Annotated in this window: 19 protein-coding genes; 10 read left to right on the forward strand and 9 right to left on the reverse strand. The window is 71.4% G+C overall.

What is annotated here, in order from left to right:
- Positions 1-76: 76 nt before the first annotated feature.
- Positions 77-2,443 (forward strand): Tex family protein, encoded by a 2,367-nt coding sequence (locus tag AP234_RS06370; protein ID WP_055478590.1) that lies wholly within the window; start codon positions 77-79, stop codon positions 2,441-2,443.
- A gap of 261 nt (positions 2,444-2,704) precedes the next feature.
- Complete coding sequence (locus AP234_RS06375; protein WP_055478591.1) at positions 2,705-3,904, forward strand: hypothetical protein; 1,200 nt, start codon at positions 2,705-2,707, stop codon at positions 3,902-3,904.
- A gap of 77 nt (positions 3,905-3,981) precedes the next feature.
- Here AP234_RS06375 and AP234_RS06380 read toward each other — a convergent pair whose 3' ends face one another.
- The 3 genes from AP234_RS06380 to AP234_RS06390 all read right to left on the reverse strand — a co-directional run bounded on the left by AP234_RS06380 (position 3,982) and on the right by AP234_RS06390 (position 6,696).
- Positions 3,982-4,572 carry a hemerythrin domain-containing protein gene (locus tag AP234_RS06380; protein ID WP_055478592.1) on the reverse strand — a complete coding sequence of 197 codons (591 nt, stop codon included), beginning with the start codon at positions 4,570-4,572 and terminating at the stop codon, positions 3,982-3,984.
- Positions 4,573-4,755: 183 nt separating this feature from the next.
- Positions 4,756-5,172 carry a CBS domain-containing protein gene (locus AP234_RS06385; protein WP_055478593.1) on the reverse strand — a complete coding sequence of 139 codons (417 nt, stop codon included), beginning with the start codon at positions 5,170-5,172 and terminating at the stop codon, positions 4,756-4,758.
- 186 nt (positions 5,173-5,358) lie between these two features.
- Positions 5,359-6,696 carry a cellulose-binding domain-containing protein gene (locus AP234_RS06390; protein WP_083501828.1) on the reverse strand — a complete coding sequence of 446 codons (1,338 nt, stop codon included), beginning with the start codon at positions 6,694-6,696 and terminating at the stop codon, positions 5,359-5,361.
- 475 nt (positions 6,697-7,171) lie between these two features.
- Between AP234_RS06390 and AP234_RS06395 the strand changes: the two genes are divergently transcribed.
- The 3 genes from AP234_RS06395 to AP234_RS39125 all read left to right on the forward strand — a co-directional run bounded on the left by AP234_RS06395 (position 7,172) and on the right by AP234_RS39125 (position 9,328).
- Positions 7,172-8,200 (forward strand): ROK family protein, encoded by a 1,029-nt coding sequence (locus AP234_RS06395; RefSeq protein ID WP_055478595.1) that lies wholly within the window; start codon positions 7,172-7,174, stop codon positions 8,198-8,200.
- Between the two features lie 207 nt (positions 8,201-8,407).
- The gene (locus AP234_RS37805; protein WP_055478596.1) at positions 8,408-8,956 is read left to right on the forward strand and encodes a hypothetical protein; all 549 of its coding nucleotides are present in this window, start codon (positions 8,408-8,410) and stop codon (positions 8,954-8,956) included.
- Positions 8,957-9,202: 246 nt separating this feature from the next.
- Positions 9,203-9,328, forward strand: a complete 126-nt coding sequence (locus AP234_RS39125) for a hypothetical protein (protein ID WP_268778015.1) — start codon at positions 9,203-9,205, stop codon at positions 9,326-9,328.
- 159 nt (positions 9,329-9,487) lie between these two features.
- On the opposite strand, the gene AP234_RS06405 is transcribed toward AP234_RS39125, so the two are convergent.
- Complete coding sequence (locus AP234_RS06405) at positions 9,488-9,682, reverse strand: CsbD family protein (protein WP_055478597.1); 195 nt, start codon at positions 9,680-9,682, stop codon at positions 9,488-9,490.
- Between the two features lie 193 nt (positions 9,683-9,875).
- Here AP234_RS06405 and AP234_RS06410 point away from each other — a divergent pair, with 193 nt between their 5' ends.
- The 4 genes from AP234_RS06410 to AP234_RS06425 all read left to right on the forward strand — a co-directional run bounded on the left by AP234_RS06410 (position 9,876) and on the right by AP234_RS06425 (position 12,708).
- On the forward strand, positions 9,876-10,331 hold the full coding sequence (locus AP234_RS06410; RefSeq protein ID WP_055478851.1) for an SPW repeat protein: 456 nt from the start codon (positions 9,876-9,878) through the stop codon (positions 10,329-10,331).
- A 179-nt stretch (positions 10,332-10,510) separates the two neighbouring features.
- The gene (locus AP234_RS06415) at positions 10,511-10,804 is read left to right on the forward strand and encodes a DUF2218 domain-containing protein (RefSeq protein ID WP_055478598.1); all 294 of its coding nucleotides are present in this window, start codon (positions 10,511-10,513) and stop codon (positions 10,802-10,804) included.
- Between the two features lie 66 nt (positions 10,805-10,870).
- Entirely contained in the window at positions 10,871-11,854 is a 984-nt protein-coding gene (locus tag AP234_RS06420; RefSeq protein ID WP_083501829.1) for a glutathione S-transferase C-terminal domain-containing protein, read from the forward strand.
- Between the two features lie 80 nt (positions 11,855-11,934).
- Positions 11,935-12,708 carry a DODA-type extradiol aromatic ring-opening family dioxygenase gene (locus AP234_RS06425; RefSeq protein WP_055478599.1) on the forward strand — a complete coding sequence of 258 codons (774 nt, stop codon included), beginning with the start codon at positions 11,935-11,937 and terminating at the stop codon, positions 12,706-12,708.
- Between the two features lie 15 nt (positions 12,709-12,723).
- Here the strand turns inward: AP234_RS06425 and AP234_RS06430 are convergent, their stop codons facing one another.
- Together AP234_RS06430 and murQ are read right to left on the reverse strand one after the other, a co-directional pair.
- The gene (locus tag AP234_RS06430; protein ID WP_055478600.1) at positions 12,724-13,755 is read right to left on the reverse strand and encodes a serine hydrolase domain-containing protein; all 1,032 of its coding nucleotides are present in this window, start codon (positions 13,753-13,755) and stop codon (positions 12,724-12,726) included.
- Positions 13,748-14,686: an N-acetylmuramic acid 6-phosphate etherase gene (murQ, locus tag AP234_RS06435; RefSeq protein ID WP_083501830.1), complete on the reverse strand. Its 939-nt coding sequence runs from the start codon at positions 14,684-14,686 to the stop codon at positions 13,748-13,750. The genes AP234_RS06430 and murQ overlap by 8 nt, the downstream gene beginning before the upstream one ends.
- Positions 14,687-14,741: 55 nt before the next feature.
- Between murQ and AP234_RS06440 the strand changes: the two genes are divergently transcribed.
- Complete coding sequence (locus AP234_RS06440; protein WP_055478601.1) at positions 14,742-15,875, forward strand: exo-beta-N-acetylmuramidase NamZ family protein; 1,134 nt, start codon at positions 14,742-14,744, stop codon at positions 15,873-15,875.
- A gap of 18 nt (positions 15,876-15,893) precedes the next feature.
- Here the strand turns inward: AP234_RS06440 and AP234_RS06445 are convergent, their stop codons facing one another.
- From AP234_RS06445 to AP234_RS06455, 3 genes are read right to left on the reverse strand one after another with little or no spacing between them, the layout of a single operon-like run.
- Positions 15,894-16,790 carry a GNAT family N-acetyltransferase gene (locus AP234_RS06445; RefSeq protein ID WP_055478602.1) on the reverse strand — a complete coding sequence of 299 codons (897 nt, stop codon included), beginning with the start codon at positions 16,788-16,790 and terminating at the stop codon, positions 15,894-15,896.
- Positions 16,787-17,854, reverse strand: a complete 1,068-nt coding sequence (locus tag AP234_RS06450; RefSeq protein ID WP_083501831.1) for an ABC transporter ATP-binding protein — start codon at positions 17,852-17,854, stop codon at positions 16,787-16,789. Before AP234_RS06450 ends, AP234_RS06445 begins: the two co-directional genes overlap by 4 nt.
- The gene (locus AP234_RS06455; RefSeq protein ID WP_055478603.1) at positions 17,851-18,900 is read right to left on the reverse strand and encodes an ABC transporter ATP-binding protein; all 1,050 of its coding nucleotides are present in this window, start codon (positions 18,898-18,900) and stop codon (positions 17,851-17,853) included. Before AP234_RS06455 ends, AP234_RS06450 begins: the two co-directional genes overlap by 4 nt.
- Position 18,901: the final 1 nt, after the last annotated feature.

An 18,901-nucleotide genomic window follows, 5' to 3' on the forward strand; every position in this document is an offset into this window, starting at 1 on the left:
AGCAAGCGAGGCGACACTCGGAGCGCGCAGCGTGCAGAATCTTCCCCGAACCTCAATGTGAAGGCGGATCAAGATAGTGACGACGTCCATTCAGCAGCGGATCGCCGAAGAGCTCGGCGTGCGCGAAAGCCAGGTGACCGCGGCCGTCGACCTGCTCGACGGCGGGGCCACGGTGCCGTTCATCGCCCGTTACCGCAAGGAGGCGACGGGCATGCTGGACGACACGCAACTGCGCACGCTCGAGGAGCGGCTGCGCTACCTGCGGGAGCTGGAGGAACGGCGGGCCGCCATCCTCGACTCCATCCGTTCCCAGGGCAAGCTCGACGACGCCCTGGAAGCGCAGATCATGGCCGCGGACTCGAAGGCCCGGCTGGAGGACATCTATCTCCCGTTCAAGCCCAAGCGCCGCACCAAGGCCCAGATCGCCAGGGAGGCGGGGCTGGAGCCGCTGGCCGACAGGCTGCTCGCCGAGCCGGACCTCGATCCGCATGCCACGGCCGAGGCGTTCGTCGGGGAGGGCGTGGCCGACGCGGCGGCGGCGCTCGAGGGGGCCAGGGCCATCCTGGTCGAGCGCTTCGCCGAGGACGCCGATCTGATCGGCGATCTGCGTGAGCGGATGTGGGCCCGCGGCCGGTTGGTGGCGCAGGTGCGGGAGGACAGGCAGGAGGCCGGGGCGAAGTTCGCCGACTACTTCGACTTCTCCGAGCCGTTCACGTCGCTGCCCTCCCACCGGATCCTCGCGATGTTCCGCGGCGAGAAGGAGGAGGTCCTCACCCTCACGCTCGACCCCGAGGCCGAGGACCCGAACGACTACGAGCTGCGGATCGCCCAGCGGTTCGGCGTCTCCGATCGGGGCCGGCCGGCCGACCGGTGGCTCGCCGACACGGTCCGGTGGGCCTGGCGCACCCGGATCCTCGTGCACCTCGGCATCGACCTGCGGACCCGGCTGTGGCAGGCCGCCGAGGAGGAGGCCGTCCGCGTCTTCGCCGCCAACCTGCGCGACCTGCTGCTGGCCGCGCCCGCCGGCGCCCGGCCCACCATGGGCCTCGACCCCGGGCTGCGCACCGGCGTGAAGGTCGCGGTCGTCGACGGGACCGGCAAGGTGGTCGCCACCGAGACCATCTATCCCCACGAGCCGAAGCGGCAGTGGGACAAGTCGCTGGACGTGCTCGCACGGCTCGCGGCAGAGCACGGCGTCGAACTGATCGCGATCGGCAACGGCACCGCCTCGCGGGAGACCGACAGGCTCGCGGGCGAGCTGGTACGGCGCATGCCCCGGCTCACCAAGGTCGTCGTCTCGGAGGCGGGCGCCTCGGTCTACTCGGCCTCGGCCTACGCCTCGCAGGAGCTGCCCGGTCTCGACGTGTCGCTGCGCGGCGCGGTGTCGATCGCGCGCCGCCTCCAGGACCCGCTCGCGGAGCTGGTGAAGATCGACCCCAAGTCGATCGGCGTGGGGCAGTACCAGCACGATCTGTCCGAACTGAAGCTGTCGCGCTCGCTCGACGCGGTGGTCGAGGACTGTGTGAACGGCGTCGGAGTGGACGTGAACACCGCGTCCGCCCCGCTGCTGACCCGCGTGTCCGGCATCGGCGCCACCCTGGCGGAGAACATCGTGGCGCACCGGGACGCCAACGGCCCGTTCCGGTCGCGCCGGGGCCTCAAGGACGTCCCACGGCTCGGCCCGAAGGCGTTCGAGCAGTGCGCGGGCTTCCTGCGCATCCCCGGCGGGGACGACCCGCTCGACGCGTCCAGCGTGCATCCGGAGGCGTACCCGGTGGTGCGCCGCATCCTCGACAAGACGTCCGGCGACCTGCGTGCGCTGATCGGCAACACCTCGGTGCTCCGCTCGCTGCGGCCGGCCGACTTCGTCGACGACACCTTCGGGCTGCCGACCGTCAACGACATCCTCAAGGAGCTGGAGAAGCCGGGGCGCGACCCGCGTCCGGCCTTCAAGACCGCCGCCTTCAAGGAGGGCGTGGAGACGCTCGCGGATCTGGCCCCGGGGATGGTGCTGGAGGGAGTGGTGACCAACGTCGCCGCGTTCGGCGCGTTCGTCGACGTCGGCGTGCACCAGGACGGGCTGGTGCACGTCTCCGCGATGTCGCACTCGTTCGTCAAGGACCCCCGCGAGGTGGTCAAGCCGGGCGACATCGTGCGGGTGAAGGTGCTCGACGTCGACATCCAGCGCAAGCGCATCTCGCTCACGCTGCGGCTGGACGACGAGGTCACCGGCCGCGGCCAGAACGGCCAGAACGGGCCGGGCGCCCAGCGGGGTCGTCCGGCCGCCGGGCAGCAGCAGGGCCGGGGCGACGGCCGGCGGCGAGGTCAGGGGCAGGGCCAGAGACAGGGCGGAAGCGGCCGCGGATCGGGCGCCGCCCCGGCGGGTGGTGCGATGGCCGAGGCCCTGCGCCGGGCCGGTCTGGCCGGTCCCGACTCACGCTGACAGGGCGGCCGGCGGCTTGTCGTGCATCACCGCCTCCGGCCGGGTGAGAATCCGCCGGGTTGGCGAGAGATCGAAATCTACGGGGGGTGGAGGAAGGAAAAGATAACGGATGTCCTCTGGTGAATCCTCCATACCTCGTGACAGGTTTGCCCAGGTCACAGGCTTGGGTAGGCCCTGCGCCGACAACAGGGACATGCCCGGATAGATGCCGCTCTGTCCGGGCAGGACCTGTACGTCCTATCGGGGGAAGGAGCAGGCGAGATGACGTTCAATCCGCTGGAGGAACGAGGAATTCCTCTCGACCGTCAGCTACGCAACTGGCGTGAGCTGAACGTGACCCCGATCGACCCGGATCACGCCGATCCGTACACCCGGTGCCGGATCATCACGATGAACGGCATCGAGATCGAAGCGATCATGTTCAACCGTCATCTCGCCCGGCACTGCCCCGACCTGGAGGACCGGCAGCAACTGGCCGAGACCCGATTCATCGAGGCGCAGCAGCAGAAGGCGGTCAACTGGCTGCTGCCGGGGCTCGCCTCGGTGCTGGAGACCACGCTCGCCTACGAGCAGGTGGCGACCGATCTGACCGCGTGGATCGCCCGGATGGAACCCGATCCGTACCTCAAACAGGCCTACCAGTTCGGGTTGCTGGAGGACTTCGACCACCTCTATCGGTACGCCAACCTGTTCGAGATGATCGAGCACCGGAAGGCCGAGAAGGTCGTCGACGCGCTCACCGAGGTGATGCCGGGCCGGCCGACCAAGATGCACCAGCGGCATCCGATCGACAACGTGCGCGAGCCGTACGACAGGAACACCGCGGCTCCGATCTCCAAGCTGCACGCGCTGACCATCATGTCGGCCGAGCAGCAGACGATGAACTTCTACATGAACGTCGGACCCATGTACATGGAGCCGATCGCCCGGCAGCTCTACCAGGAGATCGCGCTGATCGAGGAGGAGCACGTCACGCATTACGAGTCGCTCGTCGACCCGGGCGAGACGTGGTGGGAGCAGCTGATCAACCACGAGTACAACGAGTGCTACCTGTACTACTCGTTCATGGAGACCGAGACCGATCCCAAGGTGAAGGCCATCTGGGAGCTGCACCTGAACATGGAACTCGAGCACCTGCGGATCGCGGCGGAGATGATGCGCCGGCACGACGGACGGGAGCCGCAGGAGATCCTCGCCCCGCGGCTGCCGGCGCCGGTGACGTTCGAGCCGAACAAGGGCTACATCCGCGAGGTGATCGCCACCCAGATCGACTACACCACGCTGGGCACCGGGTACGTCCAGGAGGCGCACGAGCGCTTCCAGCGCTGGCAGGCCCAGATCCACGGGGACCAGGAGCCGCCGAGCGAGCGTGTCATCGACGAGAACCGCGCGAAGTCCGGCCGGGAATACCGCCTGGAGTCCGAGGGCACCCACCCGATGTACAGCCTGCGGCCCCACTGAGCGCCGGACCCGGAACCGGCGGAGACCGGTAATGGTACGGCCCACGCCCGCGGGGGCGTGGGCCGTACCACCGCCGGTCAGTCCTTCTTCCTGCCGACGGCCTTCATGATCAGGTCACGGGCTCTGTCCATGATGGCCGCGGGCGGCCCGAACAGCAGGTTCCGCGTCGCGGACTCCACCCCGGGGCGCGGCCGGGTGGGGGCCATCGCCTCCGCCGCCCGCAGGCCCAGCGCCATCGCCCGGCGTTCCATCGCCGAGGTTCGGGCCCGTAGCCGAGGGAACTCGTACCGCTCCTCGGCACGCGCGTGCGTCAGCACCGCGATCCGCAGTTCGTCGAGGTTCGAGAGGAAGTCCGGGTGCTGCGGCCCGTTCCTGTCCATCATCGCGAGCAGCCGCTTGGCCGCGCGTTCCTCCGCCAGGCGGTCCGCGACCACCGCGGCGCCGCCGTCCAGCTTGCGCCGGGCGTAGGGATGCACGATCTCCTCCTCGGCGGTCTCGTGCACGGCGAGCATCCGCACCAGCCGCCGGAACGCCTCCGCCCGCCCGTCGTCCGGCGCCTCCGCCACCTCGTCGAACATATCTCTGATCATCGAATGCTGGTGGACGAGCAGATCGATGACGTCGTTCTCCCTCATCAGCTCGGGAATCGGGTGTCGTACATCGGTCATGGGACTCTCCCTTCGGATTCGCCGCCCATGTCCGTGCCCGCCCCGCTTCGGGCCGGGATCTCCCCCATGCCCTCGAATCGGGCACCGTCGAATGCCTACCCTCCCGGGTTCGGGATCACGCCGGGGACCGGCGTACCCGAAAACGGGCGGAGATCCGCCCGTTTCCTGTTCGACGGCGTCGGTTCACTGGTTGGGCGGCGCGGCCGAGATGTCCCCCAGAGCCGACCGGGAGTCCCGTTCGATCGCGAGATCCCCGAGGCTGACGATGCCGACCGCCTGGTCGTTCCGGACGACCGGCACCCGGCGGATGGCCCGTTCCCGCATGAGCCGGACGACCTCGTCGACGGTGGCGTCCGGAGAGACCGTCGTGAGCTCCTCGCTGCTGGCCTCACGTACCGGGGTGTCCGGGCCCTTTCCATCGGCCATGACGCGGATGGCTATGTCACGGTCTGTGATGATGCCGCACACGTGTCCGCCGTCGGTGACGATGACGCCGCCGGCGTCGTTGTCGCGCATGAGCCGCGCCGCCGCCGACACGGTGTCGTTCGCCTCCACGGTCGCCGGATTGGACGTCATCACATCCGCCACGGTCTGTGCCATCGGAAGCCTCCTGTCCTCGGTATGGCAGAACTAGTCCCCATACCCGCCACACCGGCGGCACACGTCCGGGCGGACGGGAAGTTCCCCCGGCGGCGTTCCGCCGGGCATGGGCGACCCCCCGCGCCGGGGGGTGCGGGGGGCCGGGTCTGTGTCGGTTCTTACCGGGTCTTACCGGGTCTTACCGGTTCAGCAGCCGATCGGGTTCGGTCCGAGGGCCACGTCGTCGTACCACAGGGTGTCCTGGTCGCCGCCGTAGCTCTCCCAGCCGAGCCGGAACGTCGTCGGGCGCGGCGCGGTGGTACGGCGCAGCCACTGGGCGTCGATGTCCTGGGTCGGGACGCCGTCCACGCGCAGCCCGGCGATCTCCTGGTCGTCCAGGTAGGTGCGCATCGACTGCTGGGTGGTGTCGATCTGGAAGCGCAGGCACACCCATCTGCCGGTGGGCAGCGGGGAGCTCTGCGCGACTCCCGACGGGCTCTGCTCGGGCAGGGTGGCGTCGTCGGACTCCCGGTTCCACTGCAGCGCGCCGTTCTGCCCGCCGATCCTGAGGTCCCTGCCGCCGTCGCGGGAGTCGGACATCGTGATCATGGAGACGTGGGTGGCCGGCAGCGCCGTGGTGTGCCGGACCCACATCCGCCCGTACACCACCGGGGCCACGGCCGACACGTCACGGGTGGTGGCGGCGAAGACGTGGTTGCAGTAACCTCCGCCGCCGTTGATCCGCAGCGATTTCGACCCGCTGTGGACGGTGGAGGTGTCGATGACGGCGGTGCCGGTCCCCTGACAGTTCGGCGTGACCACCTGCCAGTCACCGGTCGGTGTGCCGCCCGGCTGGTCCTCGAAGCCGGTGCAGACCACCGCGCCCGCGCAGCCGCCCGGAGGCGTCGGAGTAGGCGTGGGGGTCGGAGTAGGCGTCGGTGTCGGGGTGGGGGTGGGAGTAGGTGTCGGGGTGGGCGTCGGCGTCGGGGTGGGAGTGGGAGTCGGCGTCGGGGTCGGGGTCGGGGTCGGGGTCGGGGTCGGCGAGGGCGTCGGAGTCCCGTCGCACGACACGCCGTTCAGCGCGAAGCCGGTCGGCGCGGCCAGGCTGCCGGACCAGGTCCCCTGGAACCCGAAGTCGGCCGAGCCTCCCGTGCCCAGCGAGCCGTTCCAGGCGACGTTCGACGCCGTCACCGTCGTGCCCGACTGGCTGACCTGGGCGTTCCAGGCGTTGGTGATCTGCTGGCCGGGCCCCGTCGTCCAGGTCAGGGTCCACGAGCCGACCGCGGGGCCGAGGTTGGTGACCTTGACCTGGGCGGTGAAACCACCCGGCCACTGGTTGGTGGAGTAGTCAACATCGCACGCGGAGGCGGCCGCCGCCGTCCCGGGCACGAGCGTGACCGCGAGACCGGCCGCCAGCGCGGCGAGAGCGGCGATCACGCCGCGCCACCCGCGTGCCGCCGTACCCGATCCCCGGGCGCGAGGAGAACCTCCCCCGAAGCCCGCGAGCCGCGGGCCACGTGTGGGACGGGAATGCGAACCGTTCATGCGTCCCTCACTTCCTCGTTCGTTTCGCGCGGTCTTCGATTCGCGCGGCACCGGCGGGTGCCGCCCCGGCTGCGTGCGTCGGGAGGCTGTCTCGCTCGGCTGTTCTGCGGGTTCGCGGGCCGCCGCCGGCCACGACCGGCCGCGGACCACCCCGGACGCAGATCGTTCTGCGGATCCCCGCCCCCGGTCAACGGCGCCCGTCCGCCGGCTCCGCCGGCCCGTTCCGCCGCCCACGCCCTCACCGCAGCTCAGGTGGTGTCGCCGGACGCCGAGCGGGCGCGCGTGCCGTGGAACGCGAGCTGAACGTTTCACCTTTCGCCGGGCTCGGATCATTGTCAGATGTTCTCCGGCACATGGCCCTGATCCCGTCGTCCGCCGGGTGGCCGCCCCCTGGTGCCCGATGGAAACCCGTGCCACCCAATGGAAACTCTCGTAGTCTTCGCTCTGGACATACCGGGCGGAAGGAAGGAGTCCCATGGCCGGCTCAGCGCCCTGGGTCGTCGTCGGCCTCGACAACGGCGGCACCAGCAACAACGCCACGGTCCTCGACGCCTCGGGCGCCTTCCTGGTGGACCGGATGGTCGAGACGCCCAGCCTGGTGCGTGAGGGGCCCGCGGTGGCGGTCGACCGGCTCCGCCACGCCTTCGACAACGTGCTGGAGCTCACCGGCGTCGCGAGGTCGCGGGTACGCGCGGTCGGCCTGGACTCCCCCGGCCCGGCGAGCGCCGACGGGGTGATCTCCACGAAGGGCGCGACCAACTTCGTCGATCCCGGGTGGTACGGCTTCGACTTCCGTGGCGCGCTGGAGGAACGGCTCGGCCTGCCCGTCGTCTACAACAACGACGGCAACGCCGCCGCCCTGTACGCCCATCACGTCCATTTCGGCGCCGACGCGCCACGGCACTCGTCGGTGTCGGCGATCGTCGGCACCGGTCTCGGCGGCGGCGTCATCGAGTCCGGGCAGGTGGTGAAGGGCGCCGCCGGGATGGCCGGCGAGTTCGGCCACGTCCACGTCCCGATGCAGGGTCTGCTGGAGGAGGGGCAGCCGGTCCCCGTCTGCAACTGCGGTTTCAGCGGCGACGCGGAGAGCGTGGCCTCGCTGACGGGCATAGAAAAGAACCTGCTGCCGTACTGGCTCACCCGGTTCCCCGAGCACGAGCTCGCCCGGGTCGAGCCCATCGGCAAGGCGGCCAAGCTGCTGCGCGGGTACGGCGAGCACGGCGACCCGCTCGCGCTCAAGGTCTTCGAGCAGCAGGCGATGGCCATCGGCCGGCTGTTCACGATCGCGGCCAACTTCACCGACCCGGGGGCGTACTTCCTGGGCGGCGGCGTGGTGGAGGCCGCGCCGCACTTCCGGGAGTGGTTCCTCGGCAAGGTCCGCGAGCACACCCTGCTGCGGGACGAGCAGCGTCAGGTGGCCACGGTGCGGCTGGTGGAGGATCGCGACATGGCGGGGGCCCGAGGCGCGGCCCTGGCCGCCCTCGCCGAGACCGCCGCCCGCTGACCGGGGCCCGCCGGGCCGCATACGACCGGGGCTCCCCGTGGAGGCCGGCGGCGAAAGGGTACCTGCAAAAGTGGGCAAATAACCGTTATCGCCACGAGCAACCCAAGCGGCGGCGGTGGAGGATAGAAAGGTCATTTTGCGTCCGTGGGCCGCCCGGGTCGGTCACCCCGACCCGCCATGGCGCCTTGGCCATACGGGGGAGGAAGCATGACCGTGACCCAGACGACGACCCGCGGTGCACCGGCCGCGACCGCGACTCCCGCGGCGACGGAGGAAGCGGGCCGTCAGTTCAACGTGAACCTGCCGTTCGTACGCATCCAGGTGCGTCCGCCGGATCTGCGCCTTCCGCACATCGGACTGCCGCATGTGAGCCGCCAGGACGTGGGGCAGGCCGTCGGCATCGCGCGGACGTTCCTCCCGCCGCCGGAACGGCTCGCATATTACGGAGGGCTCGGCGCGCTGGCGGTGTTCGGTCTGATCGATTGGCCGGTGGCCGCGGCGATCGGCGCCGGAACGATGATCGCCCAGCGGACCCGGGCGCAGGAGCAGCGATGGTCTCCGCTGCGCGCGCCACGACCGGAGGCCCCGGCGCCACCCGGCGCCGCCGCACCGGGAGCGACCCCGGCCCCGGCGGGCGAGAAGACGGCCCGGGAGGCCGCCACGCGGGCCGCTCAGCGGGCGTCGGCGAAGGCGGAACCCAAGACCACAGGCAAGTCGGCGACCACGGCGGGGCGCACCAAGAGCACCGGAAGGTGACGTAACAGACGGACCAGAGGGGCCGGACGGACCGGATCGACCCGGTCCGCCCGGCCGCGCACACCCCATCGGGACGACGTACGGATGGACGAGAAGGCCCTCCCCCATCGCCCGGAGACGGTGATCGAAATCCGATCTCCGGCGCGTTATGCAGTGTTCACCGTACGGTAACCTCACCTACGCCCATATGCGAGGTTTCTGCGTCATGCTCCCATTGCACGCAGCTTCGTCCTAATAAGGTGTCTCATGTCTGACTTCATTGCCGCCGTTCTCGCCAAGGCGGCCCTGATGCTCCTGGAAGCGCTGATCATGCGACTCGTCCAGGCTCTCGTGACGTCAAGCCTCCGGGTCGACTTCGCCCAGACGGCCTGAGCCCGTCTTCCCCGGCCACGACGCCCCGTCCCGGGGGCGCCGTACGGGAACACCCCCCGACACCGGCGTCCCTCGCCCCCTCCGCCGTCCGGGATCCCCACGCCGCCTGATCACCCGGCGAGAACCGGGGAGACGGGGCAGGAGCGGCGATAGGGCGGGTCAGTCGGTGAACGCGTCCTTCACCTTGCCGGCGGCGTCCTTCACCTTCTCACCGGCCTGCTTGATCTTGCTCTCGCTCTGCTCGGCCCGGCCGCGGGCCTCCAGCCGTTCGTCGTCGGTGGCCCTGCCCATCCCCTCCTTGGCCATGCCGCCGACCTCTTCGGCCTTGTTGCGGAACTTGTCCTCGGTACTCATGATCCGTTCCTCCTCATCACGGCTCGGCGATGAAAAGGACCCCTTGCCGTACCGGAAGGACCTAAACGCGGGCGCCCATCAGGTGAGGGAGGTCACTCCCCGCCCGCCAATCAGAAACCCCCAAATTGGGAAGAAGGGGATGAGTTGGGCGTAGCCTGGCCTTAGATCCGCACTCGGAAGGATGGTGTGCAAGATGCCGCATAGCGCCGATATCGGAACACACCCCGACATCATGGAACTGCGGGCCCGCTACGAGGCCGCGGCCGCGAACCCCGCGGCGCAGCTGACCGACGGTCTCACCCTGTTGAGCGGCCTCTACCTCGCGCTCTCACCATGGATCGTCGGATTCCAGAACCGCCCGATCGCCGTCAACAACCTGGTCACGGGCCTCGTGATCGCGATGCTGGCGCTCGCCTACAGCTCGGCGTTCGGCCGCACCCACGGCATCTCCTGGATCGCACCCGTGATCGGGTTGTGGACCATCATCGCCCCGTGGGTCATCCGGGGCGGGGCGAACACCGCGGGGACGATCGCGAACAACGTCGTCACCGGTGCGATCATCCTGGCCCTCGGCCTGGCGACCATGCGCTTCGGCATGCTGGGACGAACCCGGCCCGCGGAGTTCCACGCACCCACCGCCGAACACTGAACGGCACGGCCTGATCGGAGCTCGTCGGTGTGCTGAGGCGTTCGTCGCCGGCGACGCAGCTCGGCGGGCCGGCGCCCAATCGCACAACAGGACAAATCTCCGGACATGGCGTACGGTCGGATTCGGTCATGCCTATTAGACGGATATGACCGCCTGAAGTGCCGACAGATGGGGGTACCTTGCCCAGCTCCACTGCCTTCGTCGCCACCGAATCCGCCGAGCGATACGCGAAGCAGCTCGCCTCCCACCTGGGCCGGAAGCTCGAGGTCGAGGAACTGCCGGACGGGGTCCGGCGCCTGGCCTTCGCCAAGGGCACGGCGGTGCTTACCCCGGAGCCGGAGCGGCTCGTGATGCGGGCCGAGGCGGAAGACGCCGAGTCGCTCGCCGTCGTGGAGGACGTGGTCGGCCGCCACCTCGAGCGGTTCGGCCAGCGCAACGAGCTGGTCGTGACCTGGCAGCGGGATGATGCCTGACGGTGCGGCGGGTTAACCTCGGCTCGACATCCGAGGACTCGACATCCCGAGGAGAGGACGCCGCCGATGACGCTGACAGCCCCCGTCGCGAGCCCAGTGGACTTCGCCGCCCACGGCGACTACACGGTCAAGGCCGCCACCCGTCCCGACGGCTCCTTCGTCCGCCCGCTCTACCGTTTCCAGGGCCGGATCAGCGCCGACGGAAGGAGCGGCTTCCCCGCCGAGCCCGGCCGCTACCACCTCTACGTGTCGCTCGCCTGCCCGTGGGCGCACCGGTCGGTGATCGTGCGGTCGCTCCTGGGGCTGGAGGACGTCGTGACCATGTCCGTCGTCGACCCCGTCCGGGACGGCCGCGGCTGGGCCTTCCGCCACGGCCCGGGTCACGGCCCCGACGAGGTCAACGGCTTCCGGCTGCTCCGGGAGGCGTACGAGGCGACCGAGCCGGGGTACGACGGCCACGTGTCGGTGCCGGTGCTGTGGGACCGCGTGACCGGCCGGATCGTCAGCAACAACTTCCCCGACATCAGCATCGACCTGGCCACCCGGTTCGGCGCCTGGGCGACACCCGGCGTCGATCTCTATCCGGCGACGCTGCGCGGCGAGATCGACGCGCTGAACGAGCGTGTCTACACGACCGTGAACAACGGGGTGTACCGGTGCGGCTTCGCCGAGAGCCAGGAGGCGTACGACACGGCCGTGACGGCGCTGTTCGCCATGCTCGACGAGCTCGACGAGCGCCTGGCGGGCCGCCGCTACCTGTTCGGCGACCACATCACCGAGGCGGACGTGCGGCTGTGGGTGACGCTCGCCCGTTTCGACGCGGTCTACTTCGGCCATTTCAAGGCCAACCTCCGCCGCCTGGCCGACCATCCGAACCTGTGGGGTTACGCGCGCGACCTCTACCGGATCCCGGCCTTCGGCGGCACGACGGACTTCGACCACATCAAGCGCCACTACTACGGCACCCACCCGCGGATCAATCCGTCGCGGATCGTCCCGGCCGGGCCCCTGATCGACTGGACCACCCCGCACGGCAGGGACGTACGGTAGCTCCAGGAATAGTTGAACCTTCAACTTTGCTGCAACGGGCACCGATCCGGCTTGACGGCTCAACTGCGGAAGGACCCGGAATGGCGAGAATGCCCACCCTGTACCTCAGTCACGGAGCGCCGCCACTGGCGGACGACGCCCTGTGGAAGCGGCAGCTCGCCGGCTGGTCGGCCGAGTTGCCCCGGCCGGAGTCGATCCTGATGGTCTCGGCGCACTGGGAGGACGCCCCGCTCACGCTGGGCGCCACCCGGACCGTCCCGCTCGTGTACGACTTCTGGGGCTTTCCGGACAGGTACTTCGAGGTCCGCTACCCCGCGCCGGGAGCCCCCGCGCTCGCCGAGGAGGTGCGCAGGCTGCTCGGCTCGGCCGGACATCCGACCCACGACGACCCCGAGCGCGGCCTCGACCACGGCGCTTACGTGCCGCTCGTCGAGATGTATCCGGCGGCGGACGTCCCCGTCCTGCAGGTCTCCATGCCCACGCTCGACTCCCGCGAGCTGTTCCGGCTCGGCCGTGACCTGGCGCCGCTCAGGGACCAGGGCGTACTGATCGTCGGCAGCGGCTTCACCACCCACAACCTGCGGCTGGCCGACTACACCAACTCCAAGCCGGTGCCCTCCTGGTCGGCGGAGTTCGATGACTGGATCGACCGGGCGATCGCCGCGCGGGACGTCGACGCCGTCCTCGACTTCCTGCACAAGGCCCCGGCCGCCCGGCTCGCCCACCCCCGCACCGAGCATTTCGCCCCGCTCTTCGTCGCCCTCGGCGCCGCCGTCGACGACCTGGCCGAGCAGCGCTCGGTCATCGACGGCTTCTGGTACGGCCTGGCCAAGCGATCGTTCCAGTTCAACTGACCGACGTCCCGGGAGCTACGTGAGCCGGAGGGCCGCGTCGGCCACGGCCGTGCGCAGTTCCCTGATGCCGGGCCGTCCCCGCACCGGGTGGACGTTGTTGGTGAGCAGCACGACCGTGAGACGGCGCCCGGGATCGACGACCAGCGACGTGCCGGTGAAGCCGGAGTGGCCGAAGGCGTCGGTCAGCGGCCCGACGATCGCCGGGTCGCCGATCCGCATGGCGAGCCCCTGCCGGTAGACCACGCCGGGCACCGCGTGGTCGCGGACCATCTCGGCGACCAGGTCCGGGGGCACGGCTCCGACGCCGCCGGTCCGCAGCGCCTCGCCGAACCGCAGCAGGTCTCCGGCCGTGGAGAACAGCCCGGCGTGCCCGGTGACGCCGCCGAGCGCGTGCGCGGTCTCGTCGTGCACCTCTCCCCTGACACAGCCGCTCCCCCGGTCGGCCTTGTACTCGGTGGCGACGGTCCTGGGCAGCAGCGACGGGCCGGGGCGGTAGAGGGTGTCGGCGAGGCCGAGCGGGCCGGTGATCCGCTCCCGGACGAGGATGTCGAGCGGCGCACCGCCCGCGATCTCGGCGACCCTCCCGGCCGTGATCATTCCGACGTCGGAGTAGAGGTGCGCTCCCGGCGGCCGCTCCGCTGGGGTGGACAGCACCAGCTCCCAGCGGAGCCTGACGGGCTCCCGCTCCACGCGGCGGCTCGCCGGCAGGCCCGAGGTGTGGGTGAGCAGGTGCCGGAGGGTGATCTGCGGGCGCTCGCCGTAGTGCCTCGGCAGCCATGTGGCGACCGGTTCGTCCAGGTCCACCCGTCCCTCCGCGACCAGGGACAGCAGCACCAGCGCGGTGAACGGCTTGGTGATCGAGGCGATGTCGAAGACGGAGCCGAGCGTGACCGGCGGCCGGTCCGCCGAGATCCGCTCGGAGGCGTCGGCGTAGCGGACCGCCTCGCCGACGGCGCAGGCCGCAGCCGTCCGGCCGTCCACGGCGATCGTCGCGACGGCCGCCGACGCGACCGCGGGCACGGCGGCCCGCAGGATCTGCTCAAGCATCGCCGCGCGCGCCCGGGGCCGCGCCCGCCAGCGCGGGGGCCAGCCGGTCGCCGTACGCCGCGAGCAGCGCCCGAGCGTCGTCGGCGGCCAGCCCTCGCTTGATCATCACCACCGCGGTCTTCACGTCGCGCCCGGCGTCCTCCAGGACCTCGCGGGCGGCGGGGACGCCGGCTCCGGTGATGTCGGCGACGATGCGCGCGGCCCGGTCGACGAGCTTGGCGTTGCTCGCCACCACGTCGACCATGTAGTTCCCGTACGTCCTGCCGGACCTGATCATCGTGATCGTGGAGATCATGTTGAGGACCAGCTTCTGGGCGGTGCCGGCCTTGAGCCGGGTCGATCCCGCGACCACCTCGGGCCCGACGATCACCTCGATGGGGTGGTCGGCCGCGCCGGTCAGCGGGGTGGCGGCGTTGCAGGCCAGGCCCACGGTCAGCGCGCCGACGCGGCGTGCCTCCCGGACCGCGGCCACGACGTAGGGCGCGCGCCCGCTCGCCGAGATCCCGACGACGGAATCGCCGGGGCCGACGCCCTTCTCCCCGATCACCGCGGCGCCCGCGGCCGCGTCGTCCTCGGCTCCCTCGACGGCACGCAGCAGCGCGGCCTCGCCGCCCGCGATGACGCCCTGCACCAGCTCGGGATCGGTGCCGAAGGTCGGCGGGCACTCCGAGGCATCGAGCACCGCGATCCGCCCCGAGGTCCCGGCGCCCACGTAGAACAGGCGGCCGCCGCGGATCATGCGCTCGGCGATGCCGTCGATCGCGGCGGAGATCGCCGGTACGGCACGGCCCACCGCGACCGGCACCGTGGCGTCGGCCGCGTTCATGAGACGGGCGATGTCCTCGGTCGGCAGCGTGTCGATCCCGCTGTAGCGGGGATCGCTCTGTTCGGTGGCGAGAGTGGCGAGTGATTCCGTGGTGGAATTCGTCATGGAATTCGGCATCGGTTCCGTCATGATGGCCTCAGATTCGGAGAGCTCTGTCCAGATGACTGGCGTTCGTACCGGCCTGGAGCAACTGGTCGCAGGCCGTACCCGTGGCGAGCGGGCCCTGAGCGGGCGGATCGGGCTCGTCACCAACCCCACCGGAGTCCTGCCCGATCTGACTCCGTCCGCACCGGCGCTGCTGCGCGCGGGTTTCCGGGTGACCGCGCTGTTCAGCCCGGAGCACGGGCTGCGCGGCACCGGCCAGGCGGGCTCCGGCGAGAGCGGGGACGACGGCGTGGCCGACCCCGCCACCGGCCTGCCCGTGTTCGACACCTACCAGCGGACCGGCGCGGCCCTCGACGAGCTGGTGGCGTCGGCCGGGGTGGACGTCCTCGCGTTCGACATGAGCGATGTGGGCGCCCGCTTCTACACCTACGTGTGGACGATGCACGATCTCATGGGCGCGGCGGCCCGCGTGGGGCTGCCGTTCGCCGTGCTCGACCGGCCCAACCCCATCGGCGGGGCGGTGAGCGAGGGCCCGCCGCTCGACCCCGCCTTCGCGAGCTTCGTCGGCCGCGCCCCGCTGCCCATCCGGCACGGCCTCACCGCCGGGGAGATCGCCCGGTTCGCCAACCGCGAGATCGGCGCCGAGCTGACGGTGGTCCCCCTGGCCGGCTGGCGGCGCGAGCGGTACTTCGACGAGACCGGGCTGCCGTGGGTGATGCCCTCGGTGAACATGCCGACACCGGACACCGCGCTGGTCTATCCGGGGACCGGCCTGTTCGAGGGGACGAACGTGTCCGAGGGCCGCGGCACGACCCGGCCGTTCGAGCTGATCGGCGCGCCGTACGTGGACGGGCGCTTCGCCGAGGCGCTCAACGCGCTCGGCCTGCCCGGCGTCCGGTTCCGCGACACGTGGTTCGCCCCGGTCTTCGGCAAGCACGCGGGCACGCCCGTGCGCGGCGTCCAGCTGCACGTCACCGACCGTGCGGCGCTGCGGCCGGTGTTCACGGGCGTGTCCATGCTGCACGTGCTGCGCACGCTCCATCCGGACGATTTCACCTGCGAGCCGTTCCTGGACCTGCTGTGGGGTGCCGACTCGCTGCGCCTGGCCCTGACCGCCGGCCGGGACCCGCGCGATCTGTGCGGTCCGCCCGGCCGGCCCGGCGATCACGCCGAGCTGATGTACACGTAGCTCCACGGCCCGTCACCGTCAGCCGAGCGGGCGGCGGTAGAGCCAGAAGACCCGCTCGACCCGCGCGGCCACCGCCCGCGAGTAGAAGCGGATCGGGCCCACCCAGCCGATCTGCGCGCTGCGCTGCCCGGCCGCCGCCTGGTCGTCGAGGCACCGCCGCAGCAGCACCCGGCCCACGCCGAGCCCGCGTGCCGCCTCGGCCGTGCCCATCGGGCCGAACCACATCGGCCGGCTGCCCCACGCGGCGAAGCCCAGGATCTCCCCGTCCCGCTCGGCGTAGTGGCAGCCTTCCGCCTGCTCGGCCTCCCAGGCCCACGCGTCGTTCCACTGCCGCCGCACGAAGTCGGCGACCGCCGTACGCTCCCCCGCCGGAGCCGGACGTACGGCGACGCCGGCGGCGGCCAGCCGGGCCAGGTCGGCCGCGTCCTCCGCCTCGGCGGAGACCGGCAGGTCGGCGGTCATGTTCCAGGCGATCCGGTAGCGCTCGTAGCCGAGGCTCTCGGCGAGGCAGGCCGCCGGGGTGTAGCGCACGTCGATGCCCGGCCAGCCGTAGCAGGGCGGGTTCCCGGCGAAGCGCGCCTCGGTCGCGCCCTGCGCGCGCAGCCACTCCTCGGCGGCGGTCACGAGCGCGCGGCCGACGCCCCGGCCCTGCGCGCCGGGGTGGACGGCGAGCAGGTCCACATGACCGGCCACGCCGCCTCCGTCGACGACGCCGCCGACCGAAGTGAGCACCACGCCGTCCAGGTCAGGGGTGGCCAGGGCGGTCCACCGGCGCCCCCCGGGCGGGTCGGCGAGCCGCCGCACGACCAGCGGCGCCTCCTCGGCGTCCGCCCACAGCGCGGCCGCAGCGGTCTCGGCCACGCCGGCGGCGTCCGGCCGCACCGAATCGACCCTTACCGGGCTCCGGCCGCTCATCCGCGCGCTCCCGTGTCCGCTTCCGTGCCTGTTCTCTGCTCCGTGCCCGGCTCCGCGCGGTTCACCGCGTCGACCGGGATCACGCTGCGGACCCGGGGATGGAGGCAGGCGTGCTCCTGGAGGGTCGTGCCGTCGTGGCTCAGCGTGGGCCGCCGCTCGACGCACAGCTGAGTGGCGAACGGACAGCGGGGCGCGAACAGGCAGCCCTCGTCGCTCCCGCCCGGGTCGAGCGCCTCCGTCGGCACGACCCGCTCCGCCCCGGGCAGCTCCAGCCCGTGCAGGACCGGGGTGGCCGACAGCAGCGACTGGGTGTACGGATGCACCGGCCGGGTGATGATCGTCTCGGTCGGCCCGCGCTCGACGACCTGGCCCCGGTAGAGCACGTACAGCTCGCTGTCGTCTCCGATGTAGCGTGCGGTGGCGATGTCGTGGGTGATGAACAGCACGCCGACGCCGAGCCGTACGCGCAGGTCCTTGAGCAGTGCGAGGATGCCGAGCCGCAGCGACACGTCGATCATCGACACGGCCTCGTCGGCGACGAGCACCTCGGGGTCCATCGTCAGCGCCCGGGCGATCACCACGCGCTGGCGCATGCCGCCCGACAGCTGGTGCGGATATCTCGGCAGCACGTAACCGGGGTCGATGCCGACCAGGGAGAGCAGCTCCGTCGCCCGCGCGTCCACCCACGACCTCGGCCGGCCGGTCTGCTTCGCGCGCAGCGCCAGCGGCGCCTCCAGCGTCTGGTGGATGGTCCTGGTGGGGTTGAGCGCCGAGTAGGGGTCCTGGTGGATGAGCTGGATCCGGCGGAAGTACGGCTGCCGCCGCCGGTGGCCGAGCCCGGACATCGGCACGCCGTCGATGACGATCTCACCGGAGTCGTAGGTCTCCAGCCCGGCGATGATCCGGCCGAGCGTGGTCTTGCCGCAGCCGGACTCCCCGATGAACGACACCGCTCCGCCCGCCTCGACGGCGAAGTCCACCCCGCGAAGCGCCCGGACCTCGCGCGCGCCGAGCACGCTCCCGCGCTGCTTGAAGGTCTTGGTGATGCCGGTTCCGGTGATCAAGCGAACTCCTTACGACGGGCGGCCGTGAGCCGCCGGTCGGCGTCCTCCGCCGCGGCGTGGCAGGCGACCGTCCTGCCGTCACGGGTCAGCGCGACGGGCTCGACGGTGTCGCAGACGTCCATCCGCCGGTCGCAGCGCTCGCGGAACACGCACCCGGCGGCCGGGAGGGTCCCGAGTGTGGGGGGCCGTCCCGGCAGCGCCCGCGCCTCGCCGATGTCCCCCGACAGGCGCGGAATCGCCCGGATCAGGCCCTGGGTGTACGGGTGCCGGGGGTCGCCGAGCACCTCCTTGACCGGGCCGTGCTCGACCACGCGCCCGCCGTACATCACGGCGAGGTCGTCGGCGACCTCGGCGACCGCGCCGACGTCGTGGGTGATGACGAGCGTGGTGAGCCCCCGCTCGTCGTGGACCTCGCGGACGATCCGCAGGATCGTCGCCTGCGTGATCATGTCGAGGGCCGTGGTCGGCTCGTCGAGCACGACGACCCTGGCGTTGAGCACGAGCGCGAGCATGATGCCGACGCGCTGGCGCATGCCGCCCGACAGCTCGTGCTGGTAGGAGTCGAGCACGCGGGCGCCGTCCATGCCCATGCGGGCCAGCAGGTCCTTCGCGTCGCGTACGAGCGCACGCAGGTCCGCCACGCCGTGGGAACGGCCGAGGTCGAGCAGCTGCTTGCCGATCGTCTTGAGCGGGTTGAGCGAGTTCTGCGCGGCCTGGAAGACGTACCCGACGTGCCGGCCGCGGGCCCGCCGCAGCTCCTCGCCGCCGAGCTCGACCACGTCGCCGAGGCCGTCGATCTCGACGCTGCCCGCCGCGATCCTGCCGGGCGGCTGCACGGCGTTGAGCAGGCACAGCGCGAGCGTCGACTTGCCCGAGCCGGACTCGCCGACGACACCGGTGATCGTGCCGGGCGCGAGCGTGAGATCGACGTTTGAGACGGCGGGCAGCTCGCCCATCGGGGTCTTGTAGACGACGGTGAGGCCGCGCACGCGGACGCCCGGCGCCGAATGCGCGTGGGAGGTCGGTGCGGTCGGATCGGGGGACATG

Source organism: Sphaerimonospora mesophila, assembly GCF_001417795.1.
GTDB classification, from domain to species: domain Bacteria; phylum Actinomycetota; class Actinomycetes; order Streptosporangiales; family Streptosporangiaceae; genus Sphaerimonospora; species Sphaerimonospora mesophila.